Source organism: Nitrosomonas sp. (genome assembly GCF_021731985.1).
In the GTDB taxonomy this organism is placed as follows: domain Bacteria; phylum Pseudomonadota; class Gammaproteobacteria; order Burkholderiales; family Nitrosomonadaceae; genus Nitrosomonas.
In genome coordinates this window covers 1-21,436 of record NZ_JAKFWH010000020.1, presented here as the reverse complement: position 1 = coordinate 21,436, position 21,436 = coordinate 1, and the positions used below count along the sequence as shown (strand labels likewise).

The 21,436-nt window shown below is 46.4% G+C and carries 17 protein-coding genes and 1 tRNA gene; 11 read left to right on the top strand and 7 right to left on the bottom strand.

The window, feature by feature from the left end:
- The first annotated feature begins 77 nt into the window (after positions 1–77).
- From QZ942_RS02725 to QZ942_RS02715, 3 genes are read left to right on the top strand one after another with little or no spacing between them, the layout of a single operon-like run.
- Positions 78–371 (top strand): PepSY domain-containing protein, encoded by a 294-nt coding sequence (locus QZ942_RS02725; RefSeq protein ID WP_292993109.1) that lies wholly within the window; start codon positions 78–80, stop codon positions 369–371.
- Between the two features lie 37 nt (positions 372–408).
- A complete protein-coding gene (locus QZ942_RS02720; RefSeq protein WP_292993108.1) occupies positions 409–1,095 on the top strand; it encodes a response regulator transcription factor in 687 nt (228 codons plus the stop codon).
- Positions 1,092–2,432 carry an ATP-binding protein gene (locus QZ942_RS02715; RefSeq protein WP_292993107.1) on the top strand — a complete coding sequence of 447 codons (1,341 nt, stop codon included), beginning with the start codon at positions 1,092–1,094 and terminating at the stop codon, positions 2,430–2,432. Before QZ942_RS02720 ends, QZ942_RS02715 begins: the two co-directional genes overlap by 4 nt.
- Positions 2,433–2,476: 44 nt before the next feature.
- Here the strand turns inward: QZ942_RS02715 and QZ942_RS02710 are convergent, their stop codons facing one another.
- The 4 genes from QZ942_RS02710 to QZ942_RS02695 all read right to left on the bottom strand — a co-directional run bounded on the left by QZ942_RS02710 (position 2,477) and on the right by QZ942_RS02695 (position 9,647).
- Positions 2,477–2,749 (bottom strand): TMEM165/GDT1 family protein, encoded by a 273-nt coding sequence (locus QZ942_RS02710; RefSeq protein WP_292993106.1) that lies wholly within the window; start codon positions 2,747–2,749, stop codon positions 2,477–2,479.
- 122 nt (positions 2,750–2,871) lie between these two features.
- Positions 2,872–5,655, bottom strand: coding sequence for an EAL domain-containing protein (locus QZ942_RS02705; protein ID WP_292993105.1), 2,784 nt, complete (start codon positions 5,653–5,655; stop codon positions 2,872–2,874).
- Between the two features lie 240 nt (positions 5,656–5,895).
- The gene (locus tag QZ942_RS02700; RefSeq protein WP_292993104.1) at positions 5,896–9,312 is read right to left on the bottom strand and encodes a DEAD/DEAH box helicase family protein; all 3,417 of its coding nucleotides are present in this window, start codon (positions 9,310–9,312) and stop codon (positions 5,896–5,898) included.
- Between the two features lie 41 nt (positions 9,313–9,353).
- A complete protein-coding gene (locus QZ942_RS02695; protein ID WP_292993103.1) occupies positions 9,354–9,647 on the bottom strand; it encodes a GIY-YIG nuclease family protein in 294 nt (97 codons plus the stop codon).
- 10 nt (positions 9,648–9,657) lie between these two features.
- Here QZ942_RS02695 and QZ942_RS02690 point away from each other — a divergent pair, with 10 nt between their 5' ends.
- Positions 9,658–9,879 carry a hypothetical protein gene (locus tag QZ942_RS02690; protein ID WP_292993102.1) on the top strand — a complete coding sequence of 74 codons (222 nt, stop codon included), beginning with the start codon at positions 9,658–9,660 and terminating at the stop codon, positions 9,877–9,879.
- Positions 9,880–9,978: 99 nt separating this feature from the next.
- On the opposite strand, the gene QZ942_RS02685 is transcribed toward QZ942_RS02690, so the two are convergent.
- From QZ942_RS02685 to QZ942_RS02675, 3 genes are all read right to left on the bottom strand, one after another.
- The gene (locus QZ942_RS02685; protein ID WP_292993101.1) at positions 9,979–11,175 is read right to left on the bottom strand and encodes a restriction endonuclease subunit S; all 1,197 of its coding nucleotides are present in this window, start codon (positions 11,173–11,175) and stop codon (positions 9,979–9,981) included.
- Positions 11,172–12,701 (bottom strand): class I SAM-dependent DNA methyltransferase, encoded by a 1,530-nt coding sequence (locus QZ942_RS02680; RefSeq protein WP_292993100.1) that lies wholly within the window; start codon positions 12,699–12,701, stop codon positions 11,172–11,174. The genes QZ942_RS02685 and QZ942_RS02680 overlap by 4 nt, the downstream gene beginning before the upstream one ends.
- Positions 12,702–13,084: 383 nt before the next feature.
- Positions 13,085–13,169, bottom strand: a tRNA-Leu gene (locus QZ942_RS02675).
- Between the two features lie 57 nt (positions 13,170–13,226).
- On the opposite strand from QZ942_RS02675, the gene rnr reads away from it, so the two are divergent.
- The 7 genes from rnr to QZ942_RS02640 all read left to right on the top strand — a co-directional run.
- Positions 13,227–15,470 (top strand): ribonuclease R, encoded by a 2,244-nt coding sequence (gene rnr / locus QZ942_RS02670; RefSeq protein ID WP_292993099.1) that lies wholly within the window; start codon positions 13,227–13,229, stop codon positions 15,468–15,470.
- 151 nt (positions 15,471–15,621) lie between these two features.
- A complete protein-coding gene (rlmB, locus tag QZ942_RS02665; RefSeq protein WP_292993098.1) occupies positions 15,622–16,362 on the top strand; it encodes a 23S rRNA (guanosine(2251)-2'-O)-methyltransferase RlmB in 741 nt (246 codons plus the stop codon).
- A gap of 104 nt (positions 16,363–16,466) precedes the next feature.
- Positions 16,467–18,224: an arginine--tRNA ligase gene (argS, locus tag QZ942_RS02660; protein WP_292993097.1), complete on the top strand. Its 1,758-nt coding sequence runs from the start codon at positions 16,467–16,469 to the stop codon at positions 18,222–18,224.
- Positions 18,225–18,248: 24 nt separating this feature from the next.
- On the top strand, positions 18,249–19,037 hold the full coding sequence (locus QZ942_RS02655; protein WP_292993096.1) for an SPOR domain-containing protein: 789 nt from the start codon (positions 18,249–18,251) through the stop codon (positions 19,035–19,037).
- Positions 19,038–19,136: 99 nt separating this feature from the next.
- Positions 19,137–19,775, top strand: coding sequence for a thiol:disulfide interchange protein DsbA/DsbL (locus tag QZ942_RS02650; RefSeq protein WP_292993095.1), 639 nt, complete (start codon positions 19,137–19,139; stop codon positions 19,773–19,775).
- 71 nt (positions 19,776–19,846) lie between these two features.
- Complete coding sequence (gene msrA / locus QZ942_RS02645) at positions 19,847–20,311, top strand: peptide-methionine (S)-S-oxide reductase MsrA (protein ID WP_292993094.1); 465 nt, start codon at positions 19,847–19,849, stop codon at positions 20,309–20,311.
- Positions 20,312–20,459: 148 nt separating this feature from the next.
- Positions 20,460–21,436, top strand: a 977-nt coding sequence (locus QZ942_RS02640; protein WP_292993093.1) for an HDOD domain-containing protein, incomplete at its 3' end; no start/stop codon positions are given.

Sequence of the window (21,436 nt, the reverse complement as noted above, 5' to 3'; positions counted from 1 at the left end):
GAATAAATGGTAATAGGCACGGTTGCAGTACCTATTATCGTTCGGCTTCTACCCTCAGTACGCAGGACTGTTGAGTTATGAATAGATGGCAAGAAATTTTAGTGATTGTGATGTTAATGACTGGCTCAATCACTCAAGCAATGGCCGAATGGCAAAACAACGCTACAAACTATTATCGCACTGGCAGCAACCCGCTCACTGGCATCACCGAGCAAAAAGCGATTACGATTGCACAACAGCATTTAAAAGGCCGTGTGCTCGCAATCAATCATACTGAAAATATCTACCGCATTAAAATACTCAACAATCAAGGAACAGTACACACTATCCTAATCAATGCGACGGATGGATCGGTAATATCCACTCACTAATTCAGATCTTCCTCCTTTAAAATTCAAGAATAACGAAATGCGCATTCTAGTCATCGAAGATGAAATCAAATTGCAAAACCAGATTCGCCAGCAACTGGAATCCGTTGGCTATATGGTGGACACCTGCAGTGACGGCGAAGAAGGATTATTTTTTGCCACGGAATACCCTTTGGATGCCGCCATTATTGATATCGGATTGCCCGGCAAATCCGGATTGGAAATTATCAAGGCGCTGCGTGAGCAAGGCAGTCTGTTGCCCATTCTGATCTTAACCGCTAGAAGCGGCTGGCAAGACAAAGTTCAAGGCCTGGAAATGGGGGCAGATGATTACCTCACCAAGCCGTTTCAAATGGAAGAACTGCAAGCCAGAGTCAAAGCACTGCTGCGCCGCGCAACCGGCATACCGCAAACATTATTAAAATGCGGCCCCATCACATTGGATGTCACAACTCAATCGGTTACTGTCAATGGAGAAATCATTGAATTGACCTCATTTGAATACCGCCTGCTGGAAGAATTAGTACGCCATCATGGCGAAATTCTCTCCAAACATACATTGGCCGATTATCTTTATCCGCACGATGAAGACCGTGACAGCAATGTACTCGAAGTCATGGTCGGGCGTTTGCGCCGCAAATTGGATCCCCAAGGCACACTGAATCCGATTGAAACCATGCGTGGACGAGGTTATCGCTTTACTCTGACTTGCAACAAATCCTCATGATGTCTTTAAATCAACGTGTTCTGCTCAGTGCAACCCTAGTTCTACTGATTTTTATCGTCGGAATTGCATTGGCATTGGATCGCGCATTTTATGACAGTGCCCGTTTAGGTGTGCAAGATCGTTTGCTCACGAAGCTGCTCATGCTAATGGGCGATGCGGAAGTCGAAGATTCCGGCGTATTGGATATACCAACCAACCTGCTTGATGCAGAATTTGGTCATCTGAACTCAGGCGCTTATGCATTTGTCATTGATCATACCAATACCATTGCCTGGCAATCCACCTCTTCGCTCAATAAACCAATCCCGGAAGTACCTTTACTTGAAAAAGGAAAAAAAGAATTTGCACAAATCAGGATCGACGGCGAATCCCATTTCATATACAGCTTCGGCGTCGCATGGGCGACACAATCCGGCAGCTATCCGCTAACTTTCAATGTCATCATAGACACCGTGTTGTTTGAAGCGCAAATCGAACGTTATCGCGAAGACCTATGGGGATGGCTCAGTGTCATGGCTGTATTGTTATTGGTCACGCAAATGCTGGTATTACGCTGGGGTTTGCAACCAATGCGAAAAGTTTCCACCGAGCTTGCAGCGATTGAATCCGGTCAGCAGGAAAACCTGAAAGGTATTTATCCCAGCGAACTAAAGCTGTTAACCGATAGCATCAACTCTTTGATCAACCACGAACACAAACAGCAGAAACGCTACCGTAACGGACTGGCCGATTTGGCGCACAGTCTCAAAACACCACTCGCCGTTCTTCAGGGAGCAATCCATGGCGAAGAAGACGAAAAAAACCGGCACAAAACGATTCAAGAACAAATTGACCGCATGGATAACATCATCCAATATCAGCTGCGCCGCCCCGCAACCGCGGGCAGCTCCCCAGGCATGGGGCTGATCACTTTACGCCCAATGGTCGACAGAATTGTAAATACCGTTGCAAAAGCTTATCGCAACAAGCGCCCGGAAATAACCATCGATATCGACGATGCTATTAGTCTGCGTATTGATGAAGGCGACTTAATGGAATTGCTCGGCAATCTGGTCGACAACGCTTTTAAATGGTGCAGCCACAACATCCATGTATCCGCCGAATATCAGGAAAACCAAGTGGTTATCCAGGTTACGGATGATGGCCCCGGCATCCAGCCGCATGAAATCGCCAGAATTCTGGAGCGTGGCGTGCGTGCCGACCAATCCACGCCCGGTCACGGCATTGGCTTAGCCATTGTCCGCGATATCGTACAGGTCTACGGTGGAGAGCTGGCGATTAGAAATAATCCAACCAGTGGTCTCTGCGTTACCTTGCGCTTAAAGAAAAGCAAGTAATCCTAATTGGTTTAGCTCGAATCTGCGCAATCAGCAATTCCTTCTCAAGCTTTTATCAGCGTCCATGTGCCAATAATGATAAATCCAGCACCCGCAATATAGTGCAAGTGTTTTTCGCTGATATAGTCGGAGATAACACTGCCCGCCAAAACACCAATAGCGGAAGTCGCTATCAATGCCAATGATGCACCGAAAAATATCGTCCACTTGTTGACTTCCTTGTCGGCAGCAAACAGCATCGTTGCCAATTGCGTTTTATCTCCCAGCTCCGCAATAAACACAGTGGCAAAAACCGTCAATAATATTTTGTAATCCATACTTAAAACCTGTAGAAGTGAAATGATTCCTTGCGTAGCAATACACGTTAGTTATTGAGCAACAGCAGTATTATCAATAATGTAGTGCCTCTGATTGACCTTAAACAGAATCATTCATGTTTCTAATTCTGTTGATTAACGAGTAATTTCTCAAACTCTTCCATTGAGATAGCCTCTGAATAATAAAAACCTTGCGCATAGTCACAACCAAATTGAATCAGTAGATCCTGCTGTTCCAGCGTTTCAACACCTTCAGCGATCGTATTAATATCCAATTTGTGCGCCATGACAATAATGGCCTCAACCAGCGCACGGTCCGTTTCATTGTTAATCAGATTGCTAATGAAAGAACGATCTATCTTAAGATAATCGATGTCAAATTTCTTGAGATAGGAAAGTGAGGAAAAACCAGTGCCAAAGTCATCGATAGAAACTTCTATTCCTGCATTACGATACTCCAGCAATCGATCTTTTACATTGCTCGCATCTTTCAACAACAACCCTTCGGTAATTTCCACATTGATACTATTTCCAGGCAATCCTAACTGAGCAAGACTTGCAGACCAGGAATGGTTACTAAAAAACTTAAACTGAATGGGTGACACATTGACACTCACTTGGATGAGATAACCGAATAGGTTGAGCCACTGTTTAATGTCAAAACAAACTTGCTGAAACACCCATTCGCCAATTTCCTGAATTAAACCGCTTTCCTCTGCAAGCGGAATAAAGATTGACGGTTCAATCATGCCGCGTTCCGGGTGTTTCCAGCGTAATAGGGCTTCCGCTTTGATGATGCGTTTACAAAATAAATCCAGAATCGGTTGATAGTAGACTTGCAGCTCATTATTCACCAACGCGCTCCTGAGATGATGTGTCAGTATCATTTTCTCAAAGGCTTCATATTGCATGGAACGCGTGAAGTAACAAAAACGGCCACGCCCTTCCATTTTCGCCTTGTACATTGCTTGATCCGCATGTTTCATTAAGCTTTCTATGTCAGCTCCATCCTGCGGATAAAGCACGATACCGATACTGGTTGAAATGTACTGTTCGACCTGATTTTGATCCAGAACAAATGGTTCGTTGAGTATCTGAATAATATTCTGCGCGATCGTCTCAATACGTGATCTGCTAACATCCGGCAAAATCACAGCAAATTCATCTCCACCCAGACGTGCTACGGTGTCGGTTTCCCGTACACATTTTGTAATTCGCAGGGAAACTTCCTTAAGCAGCTTATCCCCAACAGCATGGCCAAGCGTGTCATTGATATCCTTGAAATGATCCAAGTCAAGAAACAGCAATGACAGCAGAGAACCATTACGGCGTGATTTTCTGATTTCCTTATTCAACTGATACTTGAATAAATTTCGATTGGGTAAACGAGTCAGTTCATCGTAATTCGCTTGCGCCAAGTACAGTTCATCCAGCTTTTTCTTCTCGGTAATATCAGAAAATTGTGCGACATAACAATAAATGCGCTCATTGGATTGACGAATAACACTAATGTTCAGCCATTTTGCTTGAATACTGCCATTTTTGTGTATATCCCAAATCTCACCTTGCCAGTGATCTTCGCTAAGCAGCTTTTGCCACATCTTCTGGTAAAAAGCTTTTTTGTGGCGTCCAGATTGGAAAATACGCGGATCCTTGCCGATCACGTCTGCCAATTCATAGCCCGTGACACGGGTAAAGGCCGGATTAACAGCCATTATCAGATTATTCTCATCGGTAACCATGATCGCTTCATTACCAAATTGGTAAATTGCCGATGCCAAACGCATAGAATCGTTTGCTTGCTTTTGTTCCGTAATATCTTGATAGATACCGAGCACACCGATGACTTCCTGGTGCGTGTTACGCAACGGTATTTTGGAAGTTTGCAGCCAAATGGTTTTCCCATCAGAAACATTCCGTAACTCTTCATAGTTAAGCTTGGGGATACCGGAATCGATCACCTGCCGGTCATCATGCCGATAAAGTTCCGCTTGCTCCTTTGTCCAACTTAAATCATAGTCAACTTTACCGATAATCTCACGAGGAGATTCCACGCCAGCATCTTTGGCGAAGTTCGGATTACAACCCAGATAATGCAAATCCTTATCTTTCCAGAAAATCCCCGCCGGTACTGTATCAACAATAGTTTTGAGCAAGTTACGTGATTCGGACAACGCAGCCTCCTTTTCCCGGCTTTCCGTTATATCACTTCTATAACCGATCACCTCTATGGAATTGCCGTTCATCCCCGGAATCATATATAGCTCATCTCTGATCCATTTCCAGCTGCCGTCCCGGTGTTTAAACCGGTACTCATGCAGCTGCATACCGGAGAAATACAACAGCGGGAAATTGGCAAACACTCGATCACGATCTTCAGGATGTAAATGATCGGCCCAGAAGTTTGGCTTGGTGAGAAACTCCTCCACGGTATAACCAAGAATTTTAGTCAAATTCGTACTGATAAATTTCGCCGAATAAGGAGAGAAGACATCGCAGGTATAAACAATTACCGGAGAGAATAAAAATAAATAATCCTCCCGGTTGTTGGGCGCGCTCAGGGTAATTTCCGGTTGCTTGTGCTGCATACTATCGATCAGAAAGATGCGAATAATCGAACTACCCGTCTCATCGCTCTGATGCTGGTATTGTAATTGCACCTGTAAAGCGGTGCCATCATAACGTTGCAATAGCAGTTGTAAACTTCCTTGCTCGTTGTGTTTACTGACACATAAACTCCAGCGATCCTGATCTTCACGCGCCACGAAAGCGGAAAAATCTCTCTGCAGTAGCTTGTTTCGCTCCATTCCAAGAAACTGGGAAACGATCGGATTTATTTCCAAAATCTTGCCGTTTTGCGTAAGGGTTAGATAGCCAATTGTAGAAGATCTATTCGCTTCGATCATTTTATCTGTCTAATATGCGGTTATATAGCGTGGATCTAAATAGTAATAAGTAGGGTTTTGGCCCGCTAGCGTAACATACAGGGACACCTACTGTTTTGCCAAGCATTCAGCCGATGATTTTACGAAAGTAAAAATTACAGCCATGCGTCTGGATTCACTGGCTGTGATCCGCCTAATACCGGAAACTTCATTAAACAGCCGCAATCCTAGAAAATTTCACGCCTTTTGAACACCCGTTCATCATTTGGCAGCAACAATCCCTGCATTCTTATTAACAAAACGAATGCGTTCAATAATCTGCTCACTTAACTCATCGTCGAACACACCGGCAACACCCAATTCATGATGACGATTAAAAGGTGCCACAAAAATCACTTTAGGTTCCATGACGCCATTTTTCACCAGATATTCAACAATCTCGTTCAAAAATGCCATTTGATCCGCGTTCAATGCGGGGAATTTGGTTAAAAATCCGGCAAACACGGCTTTCGCCGCATTGCGGTCCAGCCCGACAATTGAGCGCACCAATTTTCCCAGCGGTTCTTTACCATAGATTTTTGGATATTCTTCTTTAGGAATCGGGCCGTCTTGTGCAAACAGTATGGTTTCCAGTGCGGCGATATCGATCAATGTGATCGGTTCGTTATTTTTCAGGCGACGGATCGTCACATGATCCTGATGCTCACGGATAAAGCGCTGCACGCGATTGCGGTAGTTTTGTAAATTTGGATCAAGCTTAACAACTTCGTATATGGCGGAATCTTCTTTAGCCAAGTGATCGGTAAAGTTAGTATAAACATCCACTTTTTTCTCAGCATCGACAAACCGGATCAATCCCCGCAGCTTCACCCTGACTCCTTCCAGCATCGGCAACGTAACATCCTGCCACCAGGCATCGGTTTGCAATTCCTGGATTAGTGCCAATAGCGCCGCCACGCTTGGAATCGCCGATTTCTCTTCCAATCCTTGGGCTATTTCGCGCACTTTGAATTGATCGTGTGCTTGCGATGGATTGTTCTGCAATAGCGCGATTTGCAGATTCAGGATCAGCAAATCAAAGCGGCGCGCGAATTCGTCGTCATCATCTACGGCGGGCAATCCGCTGATCTGCTCGGCAAGTACGTTCGCATCGTTTTGATCCAGTTCCTGCCAAATAGCTTTCTGCGCATATTTCTCCACCGCCTGACGCTGTTTCCGGACGATGAAATTATTCAGATCCAGCGAAGCCACCACAGTATGCAATCGGTCTTTCAGTTGTTTTGAAAAAGTTGCCGTCGCCTCATCCTGCGGATGCCCATTTTGCAACGCAAACGCCAATTCCAGCCGCCGCTTGAAAATCTTTTGTTTCACCGATTCCTGCGCTATGGAATCATAACCGGCGGGATGCGCGTCAAAGAACTCCAGATTCTGGCAGTAATCGAAAATGATGAATTCCTTTTTGTGCTCGCCGGGGGCGAACAAATCCTCACACAAGCGCGTGCCACGCCCGATCATCTGCCAGAACTTGACGCGCGAGCGCACCAGCTTGAAAAACACCAGATTGACCACTTCCGGCACGTCGATGCCGGTATCCAGCATATCGACCGACACCGCAATCTGCGGAAATTGGTGCTTGAGGCTGAACTCATCGATCAGGTCTTGTGCGTATTTCACCGAAAAATCGATTTTCTGGCAGAACTTGCCCGCATAATGCGGATAATTCTTGTCGAACTGCTCGACGATAAAATCCGCGTGCTTGCTATTTTTGGCAAAAATGATCGTCTTGCCCAGTTTGTCGCCGCCTTCCACCTTAATGCCGTTTTCCATCAGGTGCATCAACACCTTGTTCACGGTATCCACATTGAACAACCACTGGTTCAGCGCGGGTGGGTCGATGGCTTCCTTCAGCTCGCCGCTTTCCTCATCGTAGAAACGTTCCTGCTGTTCGTATTCTTCCTGTTCTTGCGGCGACAAATCGTGGTAACGGATGCCCTCGCGCTGAAATTTGAGCGGCACCGAAATCGCTCGCGGCGGTACCAGAAAACCGTCCGCTACGGCTTGTTCCAGTTCATACGCATACGTCGGCTGATGGTCATCAAGTTCAAATAACTGGTAAGTATTACGATCCACCTCGCCGCGCGGCGTGGCGGTTAGTCCCAGCAACAGCGCATCGAAATAATCAAAAATCGCGCCATACTTTTGGTACACCGAACGGTGCGCCTCGTCGATGATGACCAGATCGAAATGCGCCACGCTAAAGGGTTCTTTGAGTTCGCGCCGCGTGCCGTCGATGCAGTTCAACATCGTGGGATACGTCGAAAATAGCACCCGTGCATCTTCCTCGGTTTTGTCGAGCAAGCTCGCCACCGACACATGCGGCAAGTGTTTGTTGAATTCGCGCTTGGCTTGTCGTACCAGCGCCTTGCGGTCAGCCAGGAACAACACGCGCCGCACCCAGTTGGCGCGCATCAGCATGTCCACCAACGCAATCGCCAGCCGGGTTTTGCCGGTGCCGGTGGCCATCACGATCAGACTTTTGCGTTTACGGTCGCGGCCAAAGTACTCCATGACACGTGCCGCAGCTTCTCTCTGGTAATGACGATTGGTGATTTCCTGCTTGGGTAGTAATCCGCTCAACGACTGGCGCGCCGCGCGTTGATGAATGCGCCATTGCAATTCTTCACGCGTGGCAAAGCCCTGTACCTCGCGCGGCGGGTAAAAGCTGTCGTCCCACAGCCAGGTGGTGTAACCACTGGAATAATAAATCAGCGGGCGCTGGCCAAATTGCTGTTCCAGGCAATGCGCGTACAATTCCGCCTGATGCTTGCCGATGGCCGGATCTTTGCGGGTCTTTTTCGCTTCCACCAGCGCCACCGGTTTGCCATCGTCGCCCCACAGCACATAATCCACATGACCCGTGCCGTTGCGCACACCGCTTGCCGTCGGCATGCATTGCCGCACTTCAAATTCCTCCACGTTGGGCGCTTTCGGGTCCCAACCGGCCTCGCGCAGCATCACGTCGATCATCAGTTCGCGCGTCTGTGCTTCGGTGTATTCACTGCTGCCAATGGTTTTCTGGTTGGTTTGCTTGAGTTGTTGCAATGCTGTCAGTTGCGCGCGCAACTGAGCCAGCTCGGTTTCGGTGCGCGTCAATTTTTCCTGCGCCACCACTGCGGCGGCATCCTTGGCGGCCAGTTCTTGCTGGATTTGCTCCAGTTGCTGTATGGTCAGCGGCTGAGTTTGTGCTTCAACCTGTGGCAACCAATCGGCTTGGAACGGCTGCGGCACAGCATTGTCGCGCGTATACACACGCGACAACCAGCCGAGAAAACTGTGCAGCGCCATCGCAGCTTTCAGGCTTTCCTGCGTGGAAATATGCTGGTCACCATGCGCGGCGACATTGCCGAGCCGGTGGATGAATTGGATGTCGTGAAACAATCCCTGGCGGATGGCATTCGCAAACGTCGGCTCGTGAATCATCGCCGCTAGGCTTTTTTCATACGGGTGTTTCAGCGATACATCGTTGGCAAACAGCCAGCGCAGCGACAATTCCAACGTGCGGCGAGCATAAATCGCCGCCGCGCGCGGATCGCGCAAGGCATAACTTTCCGCCTGACGGGCGTCGTTCAACAGAAAATCCCAGTGTTTTGCTAGAAAGTTAAAGTTAGACGGTTTCACAACAATGTAGCCATTAAAATTGTCATCAACAAACACTGCCTTTACAAAAGACTCTCGTACAAATCCTTCCAATCAGGATTAACCGTTTCGATTCTGCTGATTTTCCAGGCACGTTTCCAGTTTTTCATCGCTTTTTCCCGGCTGATTGCCGAATCCATCGTTTCATGCAACTCATACCAGACCAACTGATGCACCTGATATTTCTTGGTAAAACTCTCCACCAAATCATTCTTGTGCTCCCAAACCCGCCGGATGAGATTCGATGTCACGCCAATGTATAACGTACCATTCCTTTTGCTGGCCAGCATATAAACCGCCGGTTGTTTTTCAGTCATGTTTTAACAGATGCCCCCACTTCAAACCGGTAAAAACCTTTACCCAGCCGATCATACCGGCTCACCCGTCATACCGGCGAAGGCCGGTATCCACAGACATACCGCCATACGCGACATCAATTCCATCCGTGAATGGTTTCTGGCCTGCGCCAGAATGACGGTGTCACGGTGCAATTTTTGCCGTCATACCGTCACAATTGCCACAACCCCAAAACTACTACAACCACCATGACCGTCATACCATCATAGCCATCACTCAGCCATCCGTCATACCGGCGAAGGCCGGTATCCAAATATCCATTTATACAAATTTATTTCTAACAGTCGCCATCTATGCAACCTGGCTTAATTCACCACTAAATGCATTCTGTGTAAGAGCTGAAAATAGATTTTCATCTAATAATGCAGCTCTTGCCAATCTTGATTTATACATAGTTATTTTATTGACAGTTTTCTTAAAATTATCTTGTAACTCTAGCAATGGTAATGGAATCTCTAATTCTCTTAGTTCTTTCACATTTAAATGTTTAGATGTTGCGCCAACCATTGCCCTTTCTAGCCTTTCTGGCTCAAGTTCATAAAGAAGGATATGTAAAATATATTCACTATTGGCAATCCCTAAATTGGGTCTTAATTGAACCAGACGTTGTCCTAAGCATATTTCCATATCTTCTTGAACAATCGCGGCAATACCAACAGTTCCTTCTCGACTTAAAATAATATCTCCAGGCTCAACATAAGAGCGTTTTGATCTATCATGATATTCTTCTTCACTAACATAACGTTTGTCACTCCAATTCCATCCACCTGCTGTAAGATTTGAGGTTCTTATTGCTACTTTCCCATTTTCAGTCCATCTAGGTGTTGAATGTGGGCAATCAATAACTTCACTTACTACGTTTTGCAGTGCAATTTTTTTCCAACCTTTCGGATTCGTCACCGGATCACCAAATAGCTCCAGAAAAACGGAGCGAAGGAGTTGGTCGGTGAGGTCGATGGCTTGCTGGCGTTTGCGGCGTATGGCATCGGCCTTGTCCAGTATCGCCGCAATGCGTTTTTGTTCTTCCAAGGATGGAAGCGGAATCTTGAATTGTTCTAGCTCACTCTTGCGAATATTCTTAATATTTGCTCCAGAAGATTTCCGAGTCCATTGTTTAAATTCTGGAGAAGACAAAAAGTGAAATAAATAACTAGGATCAATAATTTTTTTGTTTGGCCTAATGCCCGCGCAGAATGCACCAAAGGAACCGTTCCAATCTTCATCTGCACGAGCGATTTTCCCAACTATCTCTGCGCTTCCTGACGAAGTACACATAATAATGTCCTGATACCTAATTTTCTGGGAATCTTTTATTAACTTACTGGGCACCCAAACTAAATCATCATGCAACTCTAATTTCTCTGAAATATTTCCTGCGCGAATAACTGGCAAGTAATCTTCTAGTTCTTCAGCCATACTTTGTTCAGATCCAAAAGTAACGCCACGAATAACCTCGGATACTTCATTTAGAGGCAATAACTTGATCACACCATCCCCCTCAACACCCTCAAATCCTCCAGAATCTCCGCCTCCAGCGCTTCCAGTCGTTCCAAAATCACCAGCGGCGATTCATATTCCACTTGCTGATATTCAATTTCCCGGTAGCGATTAATCGACAGATCGTATTTGTTGGCGACGATGTCCGCTTTACTTACCACAAAGGCCTGTTGTTTTTTATCCTCAAAACCCTGCTGAGTAGCTTGCCATTGTTCATATCGGGCAATAATGTCCGGAATATTATTCCTGGCATGAAGCGCTGGATTCCCGCCTTCGCGGGAATGACGAATGAGTTCTTGTTGCTGTTCCGGCGTCAATAGCGGCTCGCGCTTGTCGTCCAAGCTCAGGCCGTCGGCGTGCATGTCGTAGAACCACACGCGGTCGGTGCCGCTCGAATCGGTGCGAGTGAAGATCAGAATCGCCGTGGATACCCCGGCGTAGGGCTTGAATACGCCGGAGGGCATGGAAATGACGGCATTGAGCTGGTGTTGTTCCACCAGCGTTTGGCGCAGTTGCCGGTGCGCGTTGCTGGAGCCGAACAGTACGCCGTCCGGCACGATGCAGGCGCAGCGTCCGCCGGGTTTGAGTTGTTGCAGGAACAGGCTGATGAACAGCAATTCGGTTTTCTTGGTTTTGCACACTTGCAGCAGATCCTTGGCGGTGCCGTCGAAATCAAGCGAGCCTTTGAATGGCGGATTGGCCAGGATCAGCGTGTAGGCATTGCGATGCAGCGAGTGGTCTTCGCTCAAACTGTCGCGGTTCTCGATTGACGGGTTGTCGATGCCGTGCAGCGTCATGTTCATCGCGCCGATGCGCAGCATGGACGAATCGAAATCCGCGCCGTGGAACATGTGGTGGTGGAAATGTTCTTTCAGCGTTTCATCCAGCAGCATGGATTTGTGGTGCTGTTCCAAATATTCCGCTGCCGCGACCAGATAACCGCAGGTACCGCACGCCGGATCGCAAATAATGTCTTTCGGCGTGGGCGCGGTGAGTTCCACCATCAGCTTGATGATATGCCGCGGCGTGCGGAACTGCCCGTTCTGCCCGGCGGTGGCGATCTTCGACAGCATGTATTCATACAGATCGCCCTTGGTGTCGCGGTCGTGCATCGGAATAGCGTCGATCATGTTGGTGACTTTATCCAGCAGCGCTGGCGTCGGGATGATGAACACCGCGTCTTTCATGAAACGGGTGTACGCGCTGCCCGCGCGGCCATTGAGCGATTTGATGAAGGGAAACACCTGATCCTTGAACACCGTGAACTTACGCTCGGGGTCGAAATCTTTGAAGCGCGACCAGCGCAGATCGCTTTGCTGCGGTTCAAAAATCGGATTGTCGAGGGTTTCGCCGAGCAGATTGGCTTGTTTCTCCTTCGCGGTATGCAGCTCGTCCAACCGCTTGGCGAACAACAGATAGGTGATTTGCTCGATCACCGACAGCGGGTTGGACACGCCGCCTGACCAGAAGGTGTTCCAGATTTGGTCGACTTGATTTTTGATGGCACCGGTTATCATAGAATTACAACGCCAGTCGCATTATTCTGCATAAAAGACCGCAGCGTACACCAACTGATGCGGGAAAGGAATGAACCTGGGGTGTCACCGAGAAAACCGGAAAATCAATTGATGACTGATCGCGGGAAATACCGATCAGAACGATTCAGCCAATGTTGGGATTTTGCAAAATCTGGCTTAACTGATCCCCGCATCAACAAATTGCCCTCACATCAATCTTGTATTTGCATGTTAAGATCCCATATTATAATCAAGGTGCAAGCTGTTATAAGAACAAGCAAGCTCAGCAAATAATTTGTGTATCTGAGTTAGTAGGCCAATGGCCTGGAGACTGTTGGTTGTTTGTGATGAATAACAACGGAGAAAAAATCTGATGCTGCTAATGGTGCCCAGAAGAGGACTCGAACCTCCACACCCGAAGGCACATGGACCTGAACCATGCGCGTCTACCAATTCCGCCATCTGGGCAATAGACAACCGGATCCGGCTGCCAAAGAACGCGTAATTCTATAGGAAATCACTGCTTTGTCAAATAAGAAGAATCAAAAACTACGTAATCTGGATCCCTTTCTCGAGCGCGAGAAAGGACGCTATGAGCACCCATTGCCCAGCCGGGAATATGTTTTGCAGATTTTAAAACAGCAGGGCGTCCCGACTGCTGAACACGCACTATATAAGTTGCTGGATATCACTAAAAAAGAAGAAGAGCTGTTTAATCGCCGGTTAACTGCAATGATGCGCGAAGGCCAGATTTTCCGTAACCGCAAAGGCGATATCTGCGTCATGGAAAAACTGGATTTGATCAAAGGCAAAATTCAGGGCCATCCAGACGGGTTTGGCTTTCTGATTCCCGATGACGGCAGTCCGGATTTGTATCTGAGCGCTAAAGAAATGAATAAGGCATTGCACGGCGACCGGGTTTTGGTGCGTGAAATTGGATTGGACCGGCGTGGCCGACGCGAAGCTGCGATTGTAGAAGTATTGGAATGTACCAATACACAATTGGTAGGCCGGTTATACATTGACCACGGCATTCTGCTTGTGGTGGCTGAAAACAAACGCATCAGCCAGGATATTCTGATCGCCAAGGAACACTCTTTGAAGGCCAAAGCAGGCCAGATTGTCGTCGTCGAGATTATCCAACAGCCAAATAAACAATCACAGCCGATCGGAAAAATTATTGAGATTCTAGGGGATTACACCGCACCCGGGATGGAAATTGAAATCGCGTTACGAAAACATGATCTTCCTTATGTGTTTTCCCCTGAGATTGAGAAACTCTCGGGTAAATTTCCTAAAAATGTAACCAAAAAAGAATCGACGGGGCGCAAAGATATTTGTCACTTACCTCTGGTAACCATAGACAGCGAAACTGCCCGTGATTTTGATGATGCGGTGTATTGTGAAACAGACGATGAGGGTTACCGGCTGTATGTTGCGATTGCGGATGTCAGTCACTACGTTAAACCCAATGATGCCATTGACCAGGAGGCGTTTAACCGGGGAAATTCAGTCTATTTCCCACGCCGTGTTATTCCCATGCTGCCGGAAGCGTTATCGAATGAGTTGTGTTCACTCATTCCAGACAAAAACCGGCTTTGCATGGTCTGTGAAATACAGTTCCAAGCGAACGGCGATATAGTCCATTATATTTTTTATCCCGCCGTGATGCGCTCCCATGCGCGCCTGACCTACAACAAAGTGGCGGCCATGCTGGCTAACCCAAAAGGACCTGAAGCTAAGGAATATACAAAGCTGTTACCGCACTTGCAGCGGGTCCACAAATTATTTAAGGCGTTACTGAAAGCACGGAAGAAACGCGGTGCGATTGACTTTGAAACGACTGAAACACAAATGATCTTTAATGAGCAGGGGAAAATCGAAAAGATTGAACCGGTGCAACGGACTGAAGCGCACCGCTTGATTGAAGAATGCATGCTGGCAGCAAATGTATGTGCCGCAGATTTTCTGCAAAAAAATAATCAAACAACGCTCTATCGCATTCATGAAGATCCCTCCCCCGAGAAAATAGAATCCTTGCGTAATTTTCTCAAAGAGTTCGGTATTCAATTAGGCGGCAGAAATAAACCCAGCGCCAAGGATTACGCGCAAACGCTACTTAAAATACAAGGCAGACCGGATGCGCAGTTACTCCAGACAGTCATGTTAAGATCGTTGCAGCAGGCTGTTTACAGCCCGGATATCGCCGGGCATTTCGGGCTTGCGTATGACTACTACACGCACTTTACTTCCCCCATCCGCCGCTACCCTGATTTACTGATACATCGTGCCATCAAAGCGGTATTAAACGGAAAATCCTATGAGCCCGGGGATTGGAACGAGTTGGGCAAGCATTGCTCACTCACCGAGCGGCGCGCCGATGAGGCAACGCGTGACGTCGAATCCTGGCTTAAGTGTTTCTATATGCAGGATAGAATTGGTGAATGTTTTGACGGCGTGATCAGCAGTGTAACCGGGTTTGGCTTATTTGTAGCACTGGATAACGTATACGTGGAAGGACTTGTGCATATTTCAGAGCTGCCGAGCGATTATTTTCATTTTGACGCAACCAAGCATACTTTATTAGGTGAAAGGACCGGCAAACAGTACCGTCTGGGTGATCGATTACAAGTTAAATTGGTTCGTGTTGATCTGGAAACCAGCAAAATCGACTTTGTATTAGCTGAACCCAGCAAAAAACCAGACAGCTCCAAAACAAAGACCGCGTCAAAAACAAAGACCAAGTCAAAAAGCAAGAAATCGCTTTAGCATCTGAAATTGTTTTACAATATGCGGGTTAGAGGGATTGGATTGTAACGCGCGAGAAAATCGGAACACGGCAACGGCACGCTTCTATTTTCCATCAAATATCTCTTATGTTAAGCGATGCTTAGCAAAATTTTCAGGTTTGTTAAGAATTATGTCGAGCACCCGCCTTATTTTTGGCTTTCATGCGGTCACCAGCCGTTTGCGGCAAAATCCGGATAGCATCAAAGAGATATTTATCGACGCTACACGCGACGATCAGCGTGCACGCGGATTAATCAAGCTTGCCGAGAGTCAGAAAATTCAATTGATCACCTGTGAAGGATCACGACTGACATGCATGGCCGGTGCCGATCGTCATCAAGGCGTCGTGGCCAATATCGATATTACGCGCAGTTATGTCGACATCAGCGATGTTTTGGATACACTGACTGAACCCGCCCGGCTGCTGGTATTGGATGGAATTCAGGATCCACACAATTTAGGTGCATGTTTACGTGTCGCCGATGCTTTTGGCGTGCATGCCGTGATTGCACCGAAAGATCGGGCAGTCGGATTAACTTCAACCGTTTATAAAGTTTCCAGCGGCGCTGCGGATACAGTGCCTTATATCGCCGTGACCAATTTATCGCGTACGCTAAAGCAATTGAAAGAACGGGGAATCTGGATTATAGGTACCGCGGAAGATGCAGATCACGACCTCACTCATTTTCAGATTCAAGGGCCAGTTGCCTGGGTATTTGGTTCTGAAGAAAAAGGATTGCGGCGATTGACGCGTGAATCCTGCGATCAGTTGGTACGCATCCCGATGCAGGGCAGCATAGAAAGTTTAAATGTCGCGGTCAGTGCGGGAATTTGCCTTTTTGAAACGCTTCGCCAACAATCTTCGGCATGACCTGTGCACCTGATAGAATGCAGCTTATTACTTAAACAAGAAAAATCTATGTTATGTCCGGCAACTCAGTTCAATCAAAATATTGATATCGCTTATTCTCAACCATGATTTCATCTGCCTATCCCAATTTTAAAACACATTTTGCCGAACTTTTCCGCCAGGCAGGCAATAACCTCACCACACTGGATACTTCCATTCGTATTGAGCTAGCACGCACCAAGCAAGCCAGTCATGGCGATTATTCCTGTAATCTTGCCATGCAATTGGCTAAACCATTGCATAAAAATCCGCGTGAGATCGCCAGCTTATTGATTGATGCGCTGCCACCCTCCCCCTATTTGGAGAAAGTTGAAGTGGCTGGCGCAGGGTTCATCAATCTTTTCCTGAAAAACTCCGCTAAACAGCAATACCTGCAGCATGTTTTACAGAGCAAAGAGGCTTTCGGCCATAGTGATTTTGGTCAAGGGAAAAAGATTCAAGTGGAATTTGTCTCGGCCAATCCAACCGGACCATTGCACGTCGGGCATGGGCGTGGCGCCGCGATCGGTGCAAGCTTATCCAGCATACTGGCAGCGGCCGGTTTTAACGTCTCCCGCGAATTCTACGTTAATGACGCGGGGCGGCAAATGGATATTCTGACACTGTCTACCTGGCTGCGTTATCTCGAGCTTAATCACATTTCCATTCCCTTCCCGGAGAATGCTTATCAGGGTGACTATGTTAAAACCATGGCGCAACTGATCCTTCAGGCACATGCCCAGCGGTATGTGCATCAACCAGCCTTATTGCTGGAGGATCTGTCAGAAAATATCCATGAAACAGGAATTAATACTGACGAGCAGTTGGATCAATTAATTGCAAATGCAAAAAAAATACTCGGCCAGGATTATGCGTATATTCACAATTTTGTGCTGACAGAACAATTAGGCGATTGCCGCAATGATTTGATGGAATTCGGCGTGGAATTTGATACCTGGTTTTCAGAACAATCGTTATTTGATAATGGTCTTGTCGCGCATACCATCCAACTGCTTGAGAAGAAGCATTACTTGTATCAACAGGATGGCGCCATTTGGTTTCGTTCCACCGATTTTGGCGATGAAAAAGATCGTGTCGTGCAGCGGGAAAATGGTCAATTCACTTATTTTGCATCGGATATTGCCTATCATCTGAATAAATTTGAGCGTGGTTTTGATCAAGTGATTAATATCTGGGGGGCGGATCATCATGGTTATATTGCCCGGGTAAAAGGCGCTTTGCAGGCATTGGAATTGGATCCGGCAAAACTCGAAATCGCCCTGGTGCAGTTTGCCGTGCTCTACCGTGACGGTAAAAAAGCGCCCATGTCTACTCGTTCCGGCGAATTTGTCACATTACGAGAATTACGCCAGGAAGTCGGCAAAGATGCCGCGCGATTCTTTTATGTGATGCGTAAAAGCGATCAGCATTTAGATTTTGATTTAGATCTGGCCAAATCGCAAAGCAACGACAATCCAGTTTATTACGTCCAGTACGCGCATGCCCGCGTGTGCAGTGTATTGGCGCAATGGGATGGCGATATGAACGATCTCGCTAAGGCGAATGCGGAAGCACTATCTAGTCCTGCTGAATTGGCTTTGCTGCAGAAATTGATTGATTTTCCGGATACTGTGGAAATGGCAGCCAAGGAATTTTCACCGCATCTGATTGCTTTCTACCTCAGAGAACTGGCCAGCGAATTTCATAGTTACTATAATTCAACACGTTTCCTGGTACCTGAGATTCCATTGCAGCACACTCGATTGGCGTTGATTGCTTCGATCCGTCAGGTGCTCAATAATGGTTTGAGGTTACTCGGTGTCAGCGCACCTGATAAAATGTGATCGAATTAATGCATAAGGATACTCATGAGCCGAGATTATAAGACCCGCAAGCCTTCAAAATCCACACCGGAAAAAGGCGGTTCTGCATTTCTGGGCGGATTTGTCGGTTACGCATTAGGTCTTGCGAGTGCCATTGGCATATGGCTGTATTTTAACTATGCACCCAGTCCGTTTTTGCCCACTGAAAAAGTGGCCAGTTCAGTTGAAAAAAGTGAAGCAAAGGCAATACCGGAGCAACCCAAAACGCCTGTTAAGCCACAAGAAGAACCCGTAGTGACTGCTGAGGAGAAGCCTCGGTTTGATTTTTACAAGATACTGCCTGGTATTGAAGAACCCGAGATTAATCATGAATACAAACCGGCTGTTGCACAACCCGCCCAACCGCAAGTTACTGCCAAGATTCCGGAAAATAGCAATAAACCGGCTGAAAATGTGCAGCAGCCCATTCCGCCAAGCCGCCCCAATATTAATCCGGCAGTAATCGCGCCGCAAATCGCTGCCGTTCCGCCACGCACTATCCCAGCAGAACCGATACAGCAACCGGTTGCACCTCAAGTTAAGATCCCCCCTCCAGTGAAAGAAAAATTCTTTCTCCAGGCCGGATCTTTCAGAAAAAATGATGAAGCAGAAAACATGAAAGCCAGGCTCGCATTCCTTGGCGTATCAGCATCCATACAACCCATTGACTTAGCGGAAAAAGGCACCTGGTATAGAGTACGTATCGGCCCTCTCACTAACAAAGCGGATATTGATGAAATCAGCGCTTCTTTAAAAGAGAATGGCATAGGAGCACAATTTATCAAAGTACAATAAAATATTTCCTGACACCCCGCTTAAGTTCAACTTTTGTGCAGCCTACTCAGGCCAAACAGAATCCACCAGCCAGTTAGACACTTTATTTAAGGAGTTAAAATGAATCAATATAAGTTTCTTGCAGTTTTCTTCTTAGTGTTGAGTTTTAGTTTAATAAACCTATCCAGTGCACGTGCCGAGATTGTTGAAGGCAAAGACTATACCGTCCTGGCTACTCCGCAACCCACACAAGATGGCAGCACGATTGAGGTCTTAGAGTTTTTTTGGTACGGCTGCCCCCATTGCAACAGCTTGCACCCGCATCTTAAAACCTGGCTGATGAACATCCCCAAGGATGTCAGTTTTCGCTATGTACCCGCGACGCTTCGCGCCAATTGGGTATCGGCTGCGAAAATCTTCCATACCATAGAGGCAATGGGAATAACCGATGTTTTGCACGATAAAGTTTATGATGCGATTCATCGTGACAAAATTGATTTAAATAATGAATCTGTTTTATTTGACTGGATCGAGAAACAAGGCGTCGATAGAAAGAAATTTGAAGATACTTATCGCTCTTTTGCCGTGCAAAATCAGGTAGCAAAATCAACACAAATGTCTCGCCAGTATCAACTCACTGGCGTTCCTGCACTGGTCATTAATGGAAAGTACATCACCAGCGGTAAAATGGGCGGTACACCGCAAGATACCATCAAAACTTTAGAAGGGCTTATTGAAAAGATACGTAACGAAAAATAACGTATACAATTTTCCATCCATTGCAATACACCGAAATACTTTGTTTATTTGACCTATCAGGTGAATCAATAATGGCGGCAAACAAGATAATTTTTGGGGCAGGCTGTTTCTGGGGAGTAGAAGCGGCCTTTCGTCGTGTCAAAGGAGTCTCCGGCGTTACTTGTGGCTATTCCGGCGGGCATACCGACAATCCAACTTACGCAGCCGTTTGTACCGGCACCACCGGTCATATTGAAGTGGTTATGGTCGAGTATGATTCGGCAGAAGTGGTTTTTGAAACATTATTAGACAGTTTTTGGAGCTGTCATAATCCTACCACGCCGGATCGTCAAGGTCCCGACATCGGCACACAATATCGTTCAACTATCTTTTTCTTCACGCCAGAACAAGAGATTGCCGCAAAAGAATCCAAGCATAAATTACAGAGTAGCGGACGTTGGCACAATCCTATCGTAACCAAAATTTTACCTGCCGGCCAATTTTACATTGCAGAGGAATATCATCAGAATTATTTCAGCAAGCACGGTATTCATTAACATTCCTTATTAACTAACCTTCTAATTTGCCGTTAATAAAAATGCATATTAGATTTCTATAACATTCAGGAAGAAAGAATCTGATACAGACCGCGATATGGTTTGCACCAATATACTAACTAACAATTTTAATTAGAAGAAGCTTAAGATGGGATCCATTCAATCGCCCTATACTCCCCAAGACCCATCCAATTTTCTTGATCCTGCCGCAGTAAAAAAAGATAGTACAAAAACTTTAAGAGATCATTTAATCGAAGCTGTCACTAATGACCCGGATCTCCCCGCTCTTGGCAGCTCCATAACACGCATCGTACAACTATCCTCATCTGATGATCAATCCATTCAACAATTGGCCTATTTTGTTCTATCGGATGTTTCATTAACACAAAAGATTCTGCGTTTATCGAATTCTGTCGCATTCATTTCCGCGTCTAACAAAGTTAATACCAGTATCACCAAAGCAATATTCTTGCTGGGTTTTAATTCGGTAAAGACTTGTGCTTTAGCCATGCTGTTGGTTGACGGCATGTCTGGGAAGCGTGCAGAACACGTTCGCACTGAGTTAAATAACGCCTTAGCGGCTAGTATGATTAGCCGTGAGCTTGTTAAGATAAGCTCTTTTAAAGATGCAGAAGAAATTGCTGTTGTTGCCTTGTTCAAGAACCTTGGACGTTTATTGCTTGCTGCCTATAACCATGATTTGTACCAAGAAATGATGGTTCTCATCAAGCAAGGCACGCATACACCTGTACAAGCATCACAAACGGTGTTGGGTTTCAACCTAGATACATTGACTGAAACTATTCTGGAAAAATGGAATATTCCCGTCAGTATTATACAAGCGCTAAAAAACAAGCCCCCAGGCATCCTGAACGCTGCAAAGAATAAACAAGAGTGGATGCAGCAAGCAGCAGAATTTAGTGAAAAAGCTACATCGCTTATTTTGGCAACCACCGAACCGGAAGATTCCGAGCTTAAAAATAAGCTACTCAACCGTTTTGGCAGAGCACTTCATCTGGATAAATATAAATTGGATCAATTGATACTGAGTGCTTCCGCGGAAACCCGGACTTACTTAATCAATGCAAATTTACTCATCGCTGACAAAAGTAGCAAAATCAATCC